General features: G+C 65.4%; 17 protein-coding genes. 11 read left to right on the top strand and 6 right to left on the bottom strand.

The genetic code is table 11. The features are described 5' to 3' along the window. Positions 1-78: 78 nt before the first annotated feature. On the top strand, positions 79-525 hold the full coding sequence (locus ACSC1P_RS16605) for a DUF302 domain-containing protein (protein ID WP_435361312.1): 447 nt from the start codon (positions 79-81) through the stop codon (positions 523-525). A gap of 192 nt (positions 526-717) precedes the next feature. Here ACSC1P_RS16605 and nreA read toward each other — a convergent pair whose 3' ends face one another. The 3 genes from nreA to ACSC1P_RS16590 form a co-directional block, all read right to left on the bottom strand. Beyond that, a complete protein-coding gene (nreA, locus tag ACSC1P_RS16600) occupies positions 718-1,971 on the bottom strand; it encodes a DNA repair protein NreA (protein ID WP_435361311.1) in 1,254 nt (417 codons plus the stop codon). 161 nt (positions 1,972-2,132) lie between these two features. Continuing rightward, positions 2,133-3,071: a WD40/YVTN/BNR-like repeat-containing protein gene (locus tag ACSC1P_RS16595; protein WP_435361310.1), complete on the bottom strand. Its 939-nt coding sequence runs from the start codon at positions 3,069-3,071 to the stop codon at positions 2,133-2,135. 495 nt (positions 3,072-3,566) lie between these two features. Next, the gene (locus ACSC1P_RS16590; RefSeq protein WP_435361309.1) at positions 3,567-4,529 is read right to left on the bottom strand and encodes a transcription initiation factor IIB; all 963 of its coding nucleotides are present in this window, start codon (positions 4,527-4,529) and stop codon (positions 3,567-3,569) included. A 176-nt stretch (positions 4,530-4,705) separates the two neighbouring features. Here ACSC1P_RS16590 and rnhA point away from each other — a divergent pair, with 176 nt between their 5' ends. Both rnhA and ACSC1P_RS16580 read left to right on the top strand, forming a co-directional pair. Continuing rightward, positions 4,706-5,299: a ribonuclease HI gene (gene rnhA, locus ACSC1P_RS16585; RefSeq protein ID WP_435361308.1), complete on the top strand. Its 594-nt coding sequence runs from the start codon at positions 4,706-4,708 to the stop codon at positions 5,297-5,299. Continuing rightward, entirely contained in the window at positions 5,292-5,921 is a 630-nt protein-coding gene (locus ACSC1P_RS16580) for a DUF7108 domain-containing protein (protein WP_435361307.1), read from the top strand. Before rnhA ends, ACSC1P_RS16580 begins: the two co-directional genes overlap by 8 nt. 56 nt (positions 5,922-5,977) lie before the next feature. On the opposite strand, the gene ACSC1P_RS16575 is transcribed toward ACSC1P_RS16580, so the two are convergent. Beyond that, entirely contained in the window at positions 5,978-6,328 is a 351-nt protein-coding gene (locus ACSC1P_RS16575; protein WP_435361306.1) for a PadR family transcriptional regulator, read from the bottom strand. Between the two features lie 238 nt (positions 6,329-6,566). Between ACSC1P_RS16575 and ACSC1P_RS16570 the strand changes: the two genes are divergently transcribed. Then, positions 6,567-7,100: an inorganic diphosphatase gene (locus ACSC1P_RS16570; RefSeq protein ID WP_435361305.1), complete on the top strand. Its 534-nt coding sequence runs from the start codon at positions 6,567-6,569 to the stop codon at positions 7,098-7,100. 25 nt (positions 7,101-7,125) lie between these two features. Here the strand turns inward: ACSC1P_RS16570 and ACSC1P_RS16565 are convergent, their stop codons facing one another. Then, complete coding sequence (locus ACSC1P_RS16565; RefSeq protein ID WP_435361304.1) at positions 7,126-7,323, bottom strand: YgaP-like transmembrane domain; 198 nt, start codon at positions 7,321-7,323, stop codon at positions 7,126-7,128. Between the two features lie 202 nt (positions 7,324-7,525). Between ACSC1P_RS16565 and ACSC1P_RS16560 the strand changes: the two genes are divergently transcribed. The 4 genes from ACSC1P_RS16560 to ACSC1P_RS16545 all read left to right on the top strand — a co-directional run bounded on the left by ACSC1P_RS16560 (position 7,526) and on the right by ACSC1P_RS16545 (position 9,920). Further along, the gene (locus ACSC1P_RS16560) at positions 7,526-7,672 is read left to right on the top strand and encodes a hypothetical protein (RefSeq protein ID WP_435361303.1); all 147 of its coding nucleotides are present in this window, start codon (positions 7,526-7,528) and stop codon (positions 7,670-7,672) included. A gap of 84 nt (positions 7,673-7,756) precedes the next feature. Beyond that, complete coding sequence (locus ACSC1P_RS16555) at positions 7,757-9,103, top strand: alkaline phosphatase family protein (protein ID WP_435361302.1); 1,347 nt, start codon at positions 7,757-7,759, stop codon at positions 9,101-9,103. 79 nt (positions 9,104-9,182) lie between these two features. Further along, the gene (locus ACSC1P_RS16550; RefSeq protein WP_435361301.1) at positions 9,183-9,398 is read left to right on the top strand and encodes a hypothetical protein; all 216 of its coding nucleotides are present in this window, start codon (positions 9,183-9,185) and stop codon (positions 9,396-9,398) included. A 72-nt stretch (positions 9,399-9,470) separates the two neighbouring features. Beyond that, positions 9,471-9,920 carry an SHOCT domain-containing protein gene (locus ACSC1P_RS16545; RefSeq protein WP_435361300.1) on the top strand — a complete coding sequence of 150 codons (450 nt, stop codon included), beginning with the start codon at positions 9,471-9,473 and terminating at the stop codon, positions 9,918-9,920. A 15-nt stretch (positions 9,921-9,935) separates the two neighbouring features. Here the strand turns inward: ACSC1P_RS16545 and ACSC1P_RS16540 are convergent, their stop codons facing one another. Beyond that, the gene (locus tag ACSC1P_RS16540; RefSeq protein ID WP_435361299.1) at positions 9,936-11,015 is read right to left on the bottom strand and encodes a tubulin/FtsZ family protein; all 1,080 of its coding nucleotides are present in this window, start codon (positions 11,013-11,015) and stop codon (positions 9,936-9,938) included. A 76-nt stretch (positions 11,016-11,091) separates the two neighbouring features. On the opposite strand from ACSC1P_RS16540, the gene ACSC1P_RS16535 reads away from it, so the two are divergent. From ACSC1P_RS16535 to ACSC1P_RS16525, 3 genes are all read left to right on the top strand, one after another. Further along, the gene (locus ACSC1P_RS16535) at positions 11,092-11,592 is read left to right on the top strand and encodes a DUF7310 family coiled-coil domain-containing protein (RefSeq protein WP_435361298.1); all 501 of its coding nucleotides are present in this window, start codon (positions 11,092-11,094) and stop codon (positions 11,590-11,592) included. A gap of 393 nt (positions 11,593-11,985) precedes the next feature. Next, on the top strand, positions 11,986-13,875 hold the full coding sequence (locus tag ACSC1P_RS16530; protein WP_435361297.1) for an ATPase, T2SS/T4P/T4SS family: 1,890 nt from the start codon (positions 11,986-11,988) through the stop codon (positions 13,873-13,875). After that, positions 13,872-15,596 (top strand): type II secretion system protein, encoded by a 1,725-nt coding sequence (locus tag ACSC1P_RS16525; protein WP_435361296.1) that lies wholly within the window; start codon positions 13,872-13,874, stop codon positions 15,594-15,596. The genes ACSC1P_RS16530 and ACSC1P_RS16525 overlap by 4 nt, the downstream gene beginning before the upstream one ends. The last annotated feature ends 37 nt before the right edge of the window (positions 15,597-15,633 follow it).

Below are 15,633 nucleotides of genomic sequence, written 5' to 3'. Positions count from 1 at the left end.
GGCCTTATCACCCGGGTTTCGGCATCGAATTTCCCGGCAGGAGTACGTTTTTGTGCGTTGCGCACAATTCTATAACTGATGACGCTCACTATCGACCCCAACGAGTTGTCCGACGACGACATCGGCCGCGAACGTGCGACGCTGGAGATGGAACACGAGGAGGCCATCGAACACGTGCGAGAATCCTTCGAAGACGCCGGCTTCGGCGTCATCGTCGAGTTCTCGCCCTCGGAACTCATCGAGGAGAAGACCGGCTCCGAGCACCAGCCGTACTACGTCCTCGGCGCGTGCAACCCGCAGATGGCCGACCGCGCGATGGAGATGACACCCGAAATCGGCGCGCTGATGCCGTGTAACGTCGTCGTCTGGGAGGAAGCGCCCGGCCGACAGCACGTCTACCACGTCTCCATCATGAAGATCGCGCGACTGCTCGGGATGGCACCCGACGACGAGGCGTGGGAGGACCTCGTCGGAGATACCGGCGAACTCGTCCAGGCGGCGTTCGAGAACGTCAGAAACGTCTAACGAAGCGCGACTCGGTAGTAGTAATCGAGTACCAACGAAACGACCATCACCGTGAGTAGCCCGGCGACGGCGGGTGTCGACCCGCCGAAGTTGATCAGAAGTGGTCCAATGCCCATGTCATGTTTTACCATGGGCTTCTGACGCATAAATACGAGGGCTCACTACGTCGGCTAAACCTCTGTCTTCTGGTGTTTAGAAGTCGCTAAGTGAGGTCTGTATCCCCGAGACCATCGTCGACTTGCGCCGGAGGCGGCCGAGCGAGACCGGTAGCTGGGTGGTGATTGTCCGCACCGCCTCGTGAAACGTCTCCGCAGAACCATGCTCACCGTCGAAAGCGTTGCGCACGCTCTCGCGCACCTGCCAGACGCCGACGGGTGCCCAGTAGTCGTCGCTGACCTCGCGCAGGACGAGACACTTCGCCTGTCGGCCGCGGTCGGCGAGCTGTTCCAGCACGCCGAGTCGGCTCGCGTAGTACGCGCCGGCCGTCTCGTCGACGTAGCCGGACCGGCCCTCGTACCCTTCCGAGGCGCTCCCCATCCAGATTTCGCCGGTCGATTCGGGGTTCCAGATGCTCCCCGGAGCCTTCATCTCGACGAGTTCGAACTCCCACTGGCCGGGTGCGAGAAGTACCCAGTAGCGGTTGCCCATGAACTCGTTCTCCCACACCTCGACGCTATCGATGCTCGGTGCGTGGCGAATCTGGCCGCGGAGGTACTGCCCGATGGTGTCGTCGACTGCCGTGATGGACCAGCGCGTCGGGACCAGTCGTCGGTTCTTCCCCTGTCCGAGCGCGCCGGCGGAGAGGACGCGGTTCACGTCGTACACGTCGAGTCCACGCCGGTAGAGGTAGGTCATCGCGCCCTGTGCCTGCCAGTCGTCGTCCTCCAGTGTCTTCTTCACCGGTTTTGGAACGTAGGGATTCTCCGTCAGGTCGACCGACGTGGCCTTCGCTCGCGGGCCGCGCGGCGTAGCGATACCCTCGTCCACGTCGAGGTCGAGGGTCGGTTTTCCGTCGAGGCCGATTTCGAGGTCGACCGGGTCCTGCGCGATGGCGACCTCTCGCTGGACGCCGACGAAGCCGTCCCACACGTCCTCGACGTTCACGTTCGACCGGCGCGTGGAGTTGAGCAGGCCGCTCCGGCGCTCGACCACGTCGCCGACGCCGAGCCCCTGCTGGTACCACGCACCGTCGGTGACGAAGTCGGTCGGGTCACCGGTCGCCACGGGTGAGAGCAGGCCAGTCGACACCCGCGGGTAGTTCGTCCGACCGACGAAGATGGAGGGCGCGGTCGCGCCGAACAGCGAGTCGCCCTGTACCGTCTCCTCGAACTGGGTCTCGAAGTCTTCGAGGTAGTCCGTGATGGCGTAGGACTTCTCCTGGGCCAGCCGACGACGGCGCGCGTCCTCGTCGGGTTCGAGGCTCTCGATGTAGTCGTCGAGCCGCATTCGCCAGTGCTACGGCTGGCGCGTGCATGAATCTGGCGAACAGGCGACACCCGACACCCGCTACCGACGGCGGTCCGTCGCACACCCGCTGGCTGCCGTCGGATTCCTCGTCAGGGCATGCGGGGGCTGGCCGCCCCATCGCACAAAAACTCGTGGCGGAATCAGTAGCTGACCATCGACCGCGCGGAAGCCGGGACGCGCCCGACCTCCATCCAGCCCGTGTCGATGCGCTTCAGCACGCGGGCCTCTTCGTGTTGGCCGAAGCCATCCGTCACGTCCATCGTTCCAGCGTAGAGTTCGCCGTCGTCGACCGCCCACGAGACGACGAACGAGTCTTTCTCGCCGGGGTACGGAACCCGGTTTGGTACGTCTTCGTCGTCGGGCCACTCCAGCAGTGCACCGCCCGGTTGCGCCGGTCCCCAGCCGTTCGCGGCGACGTACAGCGTCCCGTCGTGGTGGAACGCCTCGCGGAAGTAGGTGAACCAGAAGTCGCGGAAGTCGGTGTCCTGCCTGAGCCACGTCCTGCCCGCGTCGGTCGTCCGGTACAGCCCGCCCCCGGTGGAAGCGACGTACTCGTCGACACCCTGCGCGAGGACGTGATGCACGTCGTCGTGGACGCCGTCACAGCGTTCGTTCCACGTCCTCCCACGGTCGACGCTACTGTGGACGCCGCCGGGTTCGACCCCGACGACGAGCCGGTCCGGCGCGCCCTGATGGATCGCAATCGTCCTGACACCGGCATCGTCGCCGGGGGCGCGGTCGCGCCAGCGCTCGCGCGAGGGGAGTCCCTGAAACGACTCTACCTCGTTCCACGTGACACCCTCGTCCTCGGAGACGTAGAGCGCGGCGGGTTTCGTCCCGACGTACCAGTGCGACCCGGTCGGGCTGACTGCGGTCGAGACGACCTCGCCGGCGAACGACTCGACCTTGGCCCACTCCACGCCGTCGGGCGAGCGATACAGGCCGGTGTCGGCGGCGGCGAACAGGCCAGCGTCGAAGCGACGAACGCGGTGGACGGTCGCATCGAGCGTCCGTTCGACGGTGTCGAATCCGTCGGTGACACGGTAGACTCCGTCGTGTGTGCCGATGACCAGCGTCATGTGTGACGGTACTCGCCACAGTAAGTAACGGTTTCCCCGACGGCGTCTAACGAATGTTTGGAAAGAAACACTTTCCGGCATCCCGGCCAATAATGTTTGTTGGACAGATTGTCTAAACTGCCAACTAATTATCACATCATTGGCCAATTTGGCTCGCACGTCGAACTGAGTCACATCACGACTTCGAACACGAGACGAGAGTTCACGCATATCGCCGCCGCCTCGGAAGGGTACGAGGGACCGTCGGTCTACGTCGACGAGACGGCCGTCGCTCCGCGGCCGACAGACCGGTCGTGCCCGTTGGTCGGGCCCGTCCTGCACCCACGCTCGCCGAACTGACCGCCCGCGACAGACGCTTCAGACGGTCGTCGAGGGGACCTGGGTCGAGTAGGGCGTTCAGACGGTCGACTGTGGAGACTCTTTTACCGCAAGTCGCGGTAGCCGTCGCTCTCGGACGTGGGTGCTAAAAAATCGAGTTGGACTGTGTAGCTGTAGTTAGCTGTGGATGCCCATCGCTTCGATCTGTTCCTGGTACCGGTTCCGGATGGTGACTTCCGTCACCTGCGCGACATCTGCGACCTCGCGCTGGGTCTTCTTCTCGTTGCAGAGCAACGAGGCGGCGTAGATAGCTGCTGCCGCGTAGCCGGTCGGCGACTTCCCAGAGAGAAGTCCCTTCTCGGCCGTCGTCTCGATGATCTCGTTGGCCTTCGTTTGGACCTCTTCCGAGAGTTCGAGTTCAGAACAGAAGCGTGGGACGTATTTCTTCGGGTCGACGGGCCGCATCTCCAGTCCGAGTTCCTGCGAGATGTAGCGGTACGTTCGACCGATCTCCTTGCGCTCGACACGCGAGACCTCCGAGATTTCTTCGAGACTGCGCGGAATCCCCTCTTTACGGCAGGCGGCGTACAGCGCGCTGGTGGCGACGCCCTCGATGGAGCGACCTCGGATGAGGTCTTCCTTGAGTGCGCGCCGGTAGATTACCGAGGCGACCTCACGGACCGACCGCGGCACACCGAGTGCCGAGGCCATCCGGTCGATCTCTGAGAGGGCGAACTGCAGGTTGCGTTCGCCCGCGTCCTTGGTACGAATACGCTCTTGCCACTTACGCAGCCGGTGCATCTGGCTGCGTTTCTTCGAAGAGATAGAACGCCCGTAGGCGTCTTTGTCCTTCCAGTCAATCGTGGTCGTGAGGCCCTTGTCGTGCATCGTTTGCGTGGTTGGGGCCCCAACGCGCGATTTCTCCTGCCGTTCCTGGTGGTTGAATGCGCGCCATTCCGGACCGGGGTCGATTTTCTCCTCTTCGACGACCAGCCCGCAGTCGTCACAGACGAGTTCGCCCCTGTCGGAACTCTTGACCAGATTATCGGAATTGCATTCGGGACACTCCCTGACCCCCTCCTGCTCGTCCGACTTTTCGGTCTCGTGTTCTCGCTCCCGCTGGCGGGTAGACCGTGTCATCGCATTTTTATAGTAGTACTCCCGACACACTTAAACCCTTGGTATGAATTTGACGGTGCTTCCGGGGACAGAAACGGATGGATTAAGCGGAATCGAGAGACTGCGGCAATTCTGTCTTTCTGACACCCCAAACCGAATCAGAACGGTTATAGCGCAGGTTCGGTGACCTTCGGTCAATGCCAGTCATCGAATGTGATGTCGAAGACGCCCGGGAGAAACTCGAATCTGTCGGGGCGACCGTGATCGAGGGCAACACCCCACACGAGCGCTGGCGTGCAGAACACGGCGACGCGTCCGCGGTCGCCTACGACGAGAAGGTCGTGATTCAGGGCGCGAACCCACAAGACATCGAGGCGGTCCTCCGCGAGGCCGGCGGGCGTGCCCACTGCTACTTCGACGGTGGCTCGCGCGGTAATCCCGGCCCCGCGGGCATCGGCTGGGTCATCGTCACGAGCGACGGTATCGTCGCCGAAGGCGGCGAGCGAATCGGCAATGCGACGAACAATCAGGCCGAGTACGAGGCGCTCATCAAAGTGCTCGAAGTCGCACGCGACTACGGCTACGACCGCGTGGAGATTCGCGGGGACTCCGAACTCATCGTCAAGCAGGTCACGGGCGAGTACGACACGAACAACCCGACCCTGCGCGAGAAGCGCATCACGGTCCACGAATTGCTTGCTGCCTTCGACTCGTGGTCCATCACGCACGTTCCGCGGGAGATAAACGAGCGCGCCGACGAACTGGCGAACGAGGCGATGGACAATGCCTGAAGAGCGAGATGGGACGGCCGAGACAGACGTGACCGAGGAATCGCCGGGCGAAGAACCCGGAGAACCGGAGTCGGAGCTGCCGACCGAGGTTGTCGACGCCGCAGAACGGCTGACCCGACTCGCGACCGAAGCCGTCGACGAGTCGGAAGCCGACGCGTACCGCGAGCGGCGCGACGACTTGCTCGCCGACCACGAGTTCGTCGCCCGTGTCCGCGACGACGACGCGAGCGAGACGCTCGTGCTCCACCCAGACGAGTGGGTCGGAGACGGCGTCATCCGGACCGACCGCATCGAAGATACCGACAGAGCGGTCGAGGTCCACCTCTCCGGTCCGGGCGACGCCGAGGAGTGGCAGGACGTGGACGACCACAACCGCGCGCTCGTCGAATCGGTTCGCGAGGCGCACGGCGCAGTCCACGCGGGCAACGCCGACCGCCTCGCGGACTTCATGAGCAACCACTACGCGAGAAAGATGGACACCGCGACGGCCGACGAACTGCGCGAGTTCCGCGACGCGTACTATCCAGTCAACACGTGGCCGACGGCGGAGGAGAAAGCAGTCGTAGAGACGTCGCTACGGCTGGTGTTCGAAACCGCTGAAAAGCGGATGCCCGGTCTGTAGCACTGTACTCCACGTCGACCGGGGGTGCCGTCGGTCGACGATTTCGGGGACGCCGATTATTCGAGGAGTGCGCGGACTTCGTCGGCGCGCTTCTCTTCGGTCGCGATGTTCCCGAGGTTCCACTGGAGCTGGTCCATGACGGCGGCGAAGCCATCGTCGGTCAGCTCGTACTGGTTGGTACGCTTGTCGAGTTCGGACTTGTCGATGAGTCCGAGGCCGACGAGTTCGTCGAGGTTCGGGTAGAGTCGACCGTGGTTCACTTCGGTCCCATAATACTCCTCCAGTTCACGCTTGATCGCGAGGCCGTACATCGGCTCCTTCGCCAGAATCACGAGGATGTTGTGCTGGAACGCGGTGAGTTCGCGTGCGATACTCTGTTTGCCGGTGACTGCTTGTGCCTCTGACATAGCTTAGTAAATGTCACCAGGCTATTTAACACTTCTCAACTATTAGTGCATTTACTTGGAGTTCGGGGAATCCATCACCTCCTAGACTCGCTGAGGGGTTGCGGTTTTCGACTTCTGGTACTAATTTTCGATTACTGACGGGTGATATCGTCCTCCACACCTGCTAACCCGCTTACAAACTCTGGACGAAGGGTAAATACGAAAGTACTTTCCGACCACCCAGCACAGCCCAGAACGTATGGCGAATCTCTGGGAAGACCTCGAAACTGGCCCGAACCCGCCGGAGACCATCTACGCAGTCGTCGAGTGTCTCAAAGGCGAGCGCAACAAGTACGAATACGACAAGGACATCCCGGGCGTCGTGCTGGACCGCGTCCTCCACAGCAACGTCCACTACCCGTCTGACTACGGCTTCATCCCGCAGTCGTACTACGACGACGAGGACCCCTTCGACGTGCTCGTGCTCGTCGAGGACCAGACGTTCCCGGGCTGTGTCATCGAAGCCCGCCCCGTCGCGCTGATGAAGATGGACGACGACGGCGAGCAGGACGACAAGGTCATCGCCGTCCCGACGGAGGACCCGCGCTTCGACCACATTCAGGACCTCGAAGACATCACGCAGCAGCAACAGGACGAGATTGACGAGTTCTTCTCGACCTACAAGAACCTCGAAGCCGGCAAGGAAGTCGAGACGCTGGGCTGGGAGGACAAGCAGGCGGCGAAGGACGCCATCGAACACGCGATGGACCTCTACGAAGAGACGTTCCAGTAAGCCGAACTTCGGGGAGACCCCCTTTCTACTTTCCGTGTATCGCTGCCCGTATCGGACACAGTCGTACCGCACCGGTCAGCAACAGCACGACGCCGAGGACGCCGAGGAGGGCACCTGCCGGAACCTGCTGGAAGCCAGCGCCGGCGACCATACCAGCGAACAAGAGGACCGACCCGACGCCGACGCGCACGTACTGGTCGGTTTCAGTGACGTTCTGCTTCATGGTCACCCGTTAGCCGACCCACCACAAAAGGGTGTCCGTCGGGCCGGTCCGGCAGTCGGTGCGACGCAGTCGTCGTGTTTCGGCGGATTTCGCTGCCGACGACCGTCGGCGGGGATTCGTCGGGGTAATCCCGGCACGCCTCGCCGATAATTTATGAGCATGGGTAATCTTTTGGGGCTATCTCCCGTATGCTTACTCGACTATGGCGACCAACTCTGCACACCCCACGACGCTCGTCGAAACCGACGCGGAACCCGAGGAGCCGCGACGAGTGCGCGGCGGCGTCGGAATGGCGCACGTGACCGTGGTGCCGACGAACTTCGAGCGGCACACGGCCGACGAAGAATAACCAAGCGTTGCCGGAACCACCGATTCGCGGCCCGTTTGCCCGGTGTTGAGAACCTTCTTGTATCCCTCCTTAGTAGGGTCGGGTATGGGTCTCTTCGACCGTCTTCGTGGTGACGACGCGCCACGCGTCGCCTTCTTCGGAATCGACGGCGTGCCGTACAGCCTCATCGCCGACAACGAGGATGTCTTCCCGAACCTCACACAGCTCGCCAACGAGGGGAGCGCCGGCCCGATAGACAGTATCGTCCCGCCGGAGTCCAGCGCCTGCTGGCCCTCCCTGACCACCGGCGTCAACCCCGGTGAGACCGGTGTGTACGGCTTCCAGGACCGTGAGAACGGCACCTACGACGCCTACGTCCCGATGGGCGACGACGTGCAGGCGAAGCGCCTCTGGGACCGCGTGCAGGAGGACGGTCGCGACGCGACCGTGATGAACGTCCCCGTGACGTTCCCGCCCCAGCGCAGTGTCCAGCGCATGGTCTCCGGCTTCCTCTCCGTCAACGACCTCTCCAAGGCCGCGTACCCCGACGAGTTCGGCCAGTACCTCGACGGCATCGACTACAAACTGGACGTGAACGCGAAACTCGGCCACGAAAACGACAAGACCGCATTCGTCGAGAACGCCCACGAGACGACGGACAAGCGGTTCGAGGCGTTCAAACACTACATCGAGGAGGACGACTGGGACCTCTTCTTCGGCGTGTTCATGACGACCGACCGCATTAACCACTTCCTGTTCGAGGACTACGAGCGCGACGGCGAGTACAAACAGGAGTTCCTCGACTACTACAAGAAAGTCGACGACTACCTCGGCAAGCTCCGCGAGGCGCTCGCCGACGACGTGACGATGGTCGTCGCCAGCGACCACGGCTTCACTACGCTCGACCACGAGGTCCACTTCAACGCGTGGCTGCAGGAGGAGGGCTGGCTCGACTTCGAGACGGACGAGCCGAGCGAACTCGCGGACATCTCCGACGACACCCGCGCCTACGCCTTCATCCCCGGCCGTTTCTACATCAACCTCGAAGGCCGCGAGCCGCGTGGCTCCGTCCCGCAGGAGGACTACGAGGACGTGCGCGACGAACTGAAGGCCGAACTCGAAGCCCTCGAAGGCCCGAACGGCGAGAAGGTCGCCGACCGCGTCGTCGAGAAGGAGGAAGCCTTCCGTGGCGACCACGACGACATCGCGCCCGACCTCGTCGTCGTCCCGAACCACGGCTTCGACCTCAAGGCTGGCTTCAAGGGCGGCGAAGACGTGTTCACCAAGGGCCCGCGTAACGGGATGCACAGCTTCGACAACGCGTCGTTGTTCGTCGACGACCCCGAGGCGAACATCTCCGACGCCGACCTGCTCGACATCGCGCCGACCATCCTCGACCTGCTCGAACTCGACTACCAGCGCACCGAGTTCGACGGCGCGAGTCTGGTCTGAGGACGACGGGCCTCTCGTCTGGCAGACAGCACATCGAATCGACGGAATTCCTCTTTCTCGCGCCACGCCTAGGCTCTCTATGACACGCAGTCTCCAGCGGCAGGACCTCCTGATAATCGGCCTCCACGTCGGCATGCTCGGCATCGGAGTGGTCGCGTTGGTGCTGGGCTACGAGTACTGGTGGCTCATCCTCATCGTCGGCTACGCGCTCGTCGGTCCGGCTACCCTGATACTCGCAGAAGGGTACGAGGGAAAGCGAGGAAAGAGGCGAAAACGGCGTGGAAAACGCGCGTAGCGAGCCAACAGCGCGCCCCAATCGGCGGACCGCGACGGAATCCTTTTGCCGCGTTTGCGACAACTACTCAGTATGGGACGCCACAACGAGCGCGACGACAAGTTCACCGGCGTCGCGTCACTGCTCGTTCTCGGAGCCGGGTTGGCGGGACTGTTCATAGGGTGGGACAACTGGTGGCTCATCTTCGTCATCGGCTACGCCGTCGTCGTCCCGATAATCGCCACCCTGACCGGTGAAGGGGGCAACGACGACATGTTGGGCGACGTGGACCGGCAGATGGACGACGCGCTCCGAGGGCGATACGGCGACACGGACCTGACCGAACGGGACCTCTCACCGTCGAAACGCGACGCCCTCGACACGCTCCGCGAGCGCTACGCACAGGGCGAACTCTCGGACGAGCAGTTCGAAGCGAAACTGGAGCGGTTGCTCGATACGGAGACGCTGGAGGACGCTCGGTCGAGAGTCGAGCGCGGCAGAGCGAACGACGAGTCAGGCGAGCGTGAACTGGAGTTCGAGTAACTCAGTTCACGCGACTCAGAACAGGTCGTCGAGTTCGTCGTTGGCGAAGTTGGCCGCGTGGTCCTGCGGCGTCTTCTGTTGCTCTTTCTGTGCCTCCCGAGCGCGCTGCATGAACTCGTCGATGCGCGGCGAGCGCTCGACGCCACCGAGCAGGACGAGCGCGGCGAGTCGGTCCGAGTCGAGCGGGAAGTCCCCACCGCGAACCTGCAGGCTACCGGTCTGGTCCTCGACCCAGCGCCGCGCGCGTTCGACGCCTTTGCGCGGAATCGCTTCGGGTCGCCCGGCGATGACGAGCAGTGCGGAGTCGGCAGTCACGGCGTCGGGCAGACTCGTGCCAGTGAACAGGGCCGAGCGCGTGACGCTCGTGACCGCGTTGATGTTGTCCTCGGCGGTCTCGCCGGAGACGGCGCTCGAATAGCCCATGCAGGCGATGCCGCCTTCGCGGAGCGTGTTGATTATCTCGGAGGTGTCGACGACGCTCTCGCCGACGCCTTCGACCGCTTCGCCGGAGGCGAACAGCAGGCCGATTCGCTGGGCGATTTTCTGGTTGATGCTGTCGAAGGCACCTTCCATCGACTCGCCCGAGTCGTGCCACGCGTCGTTGTCGACGAGGATGGTCGAATCGGCCTCGCGCACGAGCGTCTTCAGCGAGCGACCGGCGTTCGCCTGGTACATCGACCCCTCGCCGCGGCCGGGAAGGACACCGAGCGCGTAGACGGGGATGTCGTAGACGCGCTGGAGTTCGTGGACCAGCGCGGGCGAGCCGCCGGAGCCGGTGCCGCCGCCGAGGCCGGCGACGACGAAGACGGCCTCGGCCTGTGCCGTAATCTTCCCGTCGAGGCTGTCCATCACTTCGATGGCGTCGGTCTGCATCACTTCGGCACCGAGTTCGTTGTCACCGCCGACGCCGTGGCCTTTCACCCGGTCCTGGCCGACGAGCTGTGTCTCGATGTCGAGGTTCTGGAGGTCCGCCTGGGCCGTGTTCACCGCGAGTGCACCCTGCACCGCGTCGAAGCCCATGTTGTGGTCGAACTCGGCCAGCGCCTGGGTAATCTTCCCACCGGCCTGTCCGACACCAATCAGGACGACTTTCATATCCTCGTGTACCGTGGAGGCAGGGGTAAAACGTTCCGACTGAGTGTTTATATAGCCGGACGCGGCAACCCTCGACATGTCTGCAGAACTGGACGACAGGCTTCGGGCGGTCGAGCGCGCCATCGACGGGGCGAGCGCGGCAGCGGGTGGTCCCGCCGTGCAAACTGACGACCGAACCGCGGCGCTCGCCGACCGACTCGCCGAGGTCGAGACGACCGTCGCCGAACTCGACGCCGCCGTGCAAGCGTTACGCGGCTACGCTGGAAACGTCCGGCACGTCGACGAGCGCGTCGAGCAGCGGGCGGATTCGGCACTGGCTGTCGTGGAGTCGCTGGAGGAACGGGTCGAGGAACTGGAGGAGCAAGTCGAGAATCGGGCTGGTGATTCGGAGCCGACAGTAGACCGTGTCACTGGGGCCGACCGTCAGCACTGGCAGCGCCACGCTGGATGCGACGACCGCCAGCCAGCTCGCGACATGGACTGGCCGACGCCTGCACCGCCGCGGTATCGAGAACCGGACCACGACGACGACCGGAAACGGCCGGGACTCGTCGCGCGACTGCGTGACGTTATCTGAGTGGTGTGTTGCTGGTCGTGACGGTTGGAAGTCGTTCGGTGTTGGTCGCAGTTTCTGGAACCCGTCTCGGTACTCCTGCGCAGTTCACGACTCACGACTCGGTTGTCGCTGTTTCTGGTTTCGGGAAGCAGTTCAGGAATCACGACGGTACATGACCGCACCGCAACCTTCCACGCAACTCGCGTCCACGACCTCCCCATCCGACTCCTCACTCGCCTCACTTCGTTCGACTCGTTCGTCGTCCCTCGCGCGATTTCTGCTCGCGGGCTTCGCTTCGCTCAGCCACACGAGCCAGCGCGCGCCAGACCGATTGCGTCGGCGACAGTCGCCCCGGAACCTTCGACTCTCGACGCCCACCACGAGTTTAAATCCGAATACGCGGCCACCCTCGCCATGCTATCGTCACTGTTCGGCACAGCCGATACCGCGGACTGTGCCTGCACGACCCGCTTCGACGAGGGTCGCCTGTTCGTCGACGCGAGCGACTGCGATGGCGGTGACCTCGCAGTCGACGCCGATTGCCGCGCGACGACCATCGCGGCGCTGGAAGCCGCCGACGTGGAGAGCATCGTGGTCCGCGACGACGGCGTCGAACGGGCGTACGAGGACGACGCGGCCGCGTTGCTCGTCGCCGCCGGGCGCTTCGCCGCTGCGGTCGCGTACCACGACGAGGTGTTGGCCGAGCGGACCAGACACGACCCACTGCGGGCCGCGGCGGACGCGACCGCCCGCGCGCCACCGGTCGGCGACATCGTCGCGGAAACTGGGCTGGCACTGCTCGCCGAGCGCGCGACAGGGCAGGAGTACGAGTCAGTCCTGCGGCCGTTCGTCGCCCCGACGCTCGCCCGCTCGCGGGTCGCGACTGGCCTCCCGTCCGGGGCGACTCTCCGGACGACCCGCGAGACCGACACTGGCGCAACCGTCCGCGAGTACGACGACGCGACCGGCCGGCGGTGCTACCACCTCGAACCGGTCGAGGCGCGACTCGACGCTGACGCCCTCGCCACGCTGGCGGCGGCCTACGAGTACCTCGCGGCGGGCCGTGTCGACGGCGGCGAGCGCGCCGCCGGGAAGGCGGTTCGGGCAGTCGCCGGGGAGGACACACCGGTCGAGACGCTCACCGCAGTCCTGCGAAAACACACCGCGGGCTACGGCGTCCTCACGGACTGCTTTGCGGACCCCCACGTCTCGGACGTGGTTGCCTCTGCACCGGTCACGGAGACGCCGCTTCGCGTGACGGTCGACGGTGAAGCACTCCCGACGAACGTCCGACTCACGGCCGACGGCGCGGCTTCCCTCGCGTCGCGCTTCCGCCGCGAAAGTGGCCGGGCGTTCTCCCGTGCGAGTCCGACGCTCGATGCGACGGCCACCATCGCTGGCGACCCGGTCCGCGTCGCCGGCGTCGCCGAACCAGTCAGCGACGGCTACGGATTCGCCTTCCGCCGTAACGGGACCGACGCGTGGACCCTTCCGCGGCTGGTCGCGGTCGGGAGCCTCTCCGCCGACGCCGCGGCTTTGCTCTCGCTCGCGGTCGAGCGTGCGGCCGCAACCCTCGTCGCGGGGACCAGAGGCGCGGGTAAGACGACGACACTCGGCGCACTCCTGTGGGAACTCCCCGAATCGACCAGAACCGTCTGTATCGAGGACACGCCGGAGCTACCGGTCGCCGCGCTCCACGCTGGCAATCGGGACGTGCAGGCGCTGCGAACCACGACCGGTGACGGCCCGAGTATCTCCCCGGCGCAGGCACTCAGAACTGCGCTTCGACTCGGCGAAGGCGCACTCGTCGTCGGCGAGGTCCGGGGCGAGGAAGCCCGCGTGCTGTACGAAGCGATGCGCGTCGGCGCGAGCGGAAGCGCCGTCCTCGGCACCATCCACGGCGACGGCGGCGAAGACGTGCGAGAACGGGTCGTCGGCGACCTCGGCGTCCCCGAATCCTCGTTCGCCGCGACCGACCTCGTCGTGACCTGTCGCGCAGTCGAAGACGAGAATGGAACGACACGCCGCGTCGCCCGAATCGAGGAGGTCCGTGCGGGTCCTGACAGCGTCCACTTCGCACCGCTGTTCGAACTCGACGGAACTGGCCTCGCCGACACTGGCCGCATCGGCCGCGGCGAGAGCGAACTGCTCGCAAGTCTCTGCGAGCCGGGCGAATCCTACGCGAACCTGCGAGCGGAGCTAGCGACGCGAACCGACCGCATCGACGCGCTCGTCGCAGACGGGCGAACCGCTCCTGCGGACATCGCGAACGACAGCGGCGGTACTCCGGAGGCAATCTGGTGAGCCGTATCGGTCGCCTCTGCCAGGGCCTCGCCAGAGCGTACCCGTGGCCCGTCGAGGCCAGCGACGATCTCCGGCGCGCACTCGACTTCCTCGCCAGCGACATCGGCCCAGCATCGGTCGTCCGGGCGGGCTACGTCGCGGGTGGTCTCGTCGCGCTGCTCGCCACGCTCTGTGGGTCGGTCGTCTCACTCACCCCTGCGACCCTCGCCCTGCTCGCGCTCGCCACCGGACTCTTGACGACACACGCCGTCCACACCACGCCGACTGTCCTCGCCAGTGTCCGGCGCACGACCGCCCTCGGCGACGCACCGGACCTCGTGGGTCGTGCCGTCCTCCGACTCCACGTCGAGCCGACCGCCGAGGGTGCGGCCGCCTTCGCCGCACGGACCGGTGACGGCCCGCTCGCGGCGAGTCTCGGCCGACACGTCGAGGGTGCGGTCGGCCGTCCCGCAGCAGGCTTCGACTCCTTCGTCGCGGAGTGGGGGGCGTCGTTCCCGGCCATCCGCCGGTCGTGTAACCTCGTCGTGGCCGCAGCAGATGCTCCAGACGGCGAGCGCGCCCGAACACTCGACCGAGCGATGGCGGCCGTGCTTCGGGGCACCCGCGAGCGACTCGCGGCGTTCGCAGCCGGGATTCAGGGCCCAGCGACCGGCGTGTATGCCTTCGGCGTTCTCCTCCCGTTGGCACTCGTCGCGGTGCTCCCGGCGGCCCGCGTCGCCGGCGTGCCCGTCACAATCGGGACACTCGTCCTCGTCTACGACGTTGCCCTCCCAGCCGGGCTTCTCGCGGTCAGTGCGTGGCTGCTTACGCGCCGGCCCGTGGCGTTCCCGCCGCCCACGGTCACGCGCGAGCATCCCGACGTACCGAATCGACCGTGGCGCGCGCTCGGCGTCGGCGCAGTCGCAGGCGTCCTCGCGGCGGTGACGGTCCCGCTATTCGCACCGGGCTGGACCCGGTCGCTCGTGGTGCCCGCTGTCGCCGTCGGAGCGGCACTGTTGGTCTGGTTCCAGCCTATCGTGGCAGTCCGCGACCACGCCCGGGCGGTCGAGTCGAACCTCGTCGATGCGCTCTACCTCACCGGTCGCCGGGTTTCCGAGGGGGAGGCGGTCGAGGCGTCCGTCGCCCACGCTGCGAGCGAGGTCGCAGGTGCGACGGGGGACACGTTCGCGGCCGCGGCCCGACGACAGCGCCAGCTCCGTGTCGGCGTCCACGAAGCATTCCTCGGTGAGCACGGCGCGCTCGCGACCGTCCCGAGCCCCCGCGTCAGAAGCACCGCCGCGCTGCTGGCACTGGCCGCGAGCGAGGGCGCACCCGCGGGCCGTGCTATCGTTTCGATGGCCGACCACCTCGAAGACTTGCAGGCACTCGACCGCGAGTGTCGCCACGATCTGTCCCGCGTTACCGGGACGCTCCGGTCGACTGCGACGACGTTCGGGCCGCTGGTCGCGGGTGCGACGGTCGCACTGGCCGAGGGGATGGGAGGTCGGAGTGCCGGGTTCGCCGACCCTGCAGCGACCGGTTCGACGGCCCTGCCCATCCCAGAACTCGGCCTCGCCGTCGGGACGTACGTCCTGCTCCTCTCGGTCGTCCTGACCGTCCTCTCGACCGGCCTCCAGTACGGGTTCGACCGCGCGCTGCTCGGGGTTCGCGTCGGTCGGGCGCTCCCGACCGCTGCACTCGTCTACGTCGTCGCGTTCGTCGTGGCGGGAACGGTCGTGTGACGAGAGTGTGTCGTCGCGTGTGTGTCAGGGTCGGGTG

This window comes from Haloarchaeobius caseinilyticus (assembly GCF_051207395.1).
Taxonomy (GTDB): Archaea; Halobacteriota; Halobacteria; order Halobacteriales; family Natrialbaceae; genus Haloarchaeobius.
Note: the sequence above shows the minus strand (reverse complement) of the source record. Positions and strands in the feature narration are given on the sequence as shown.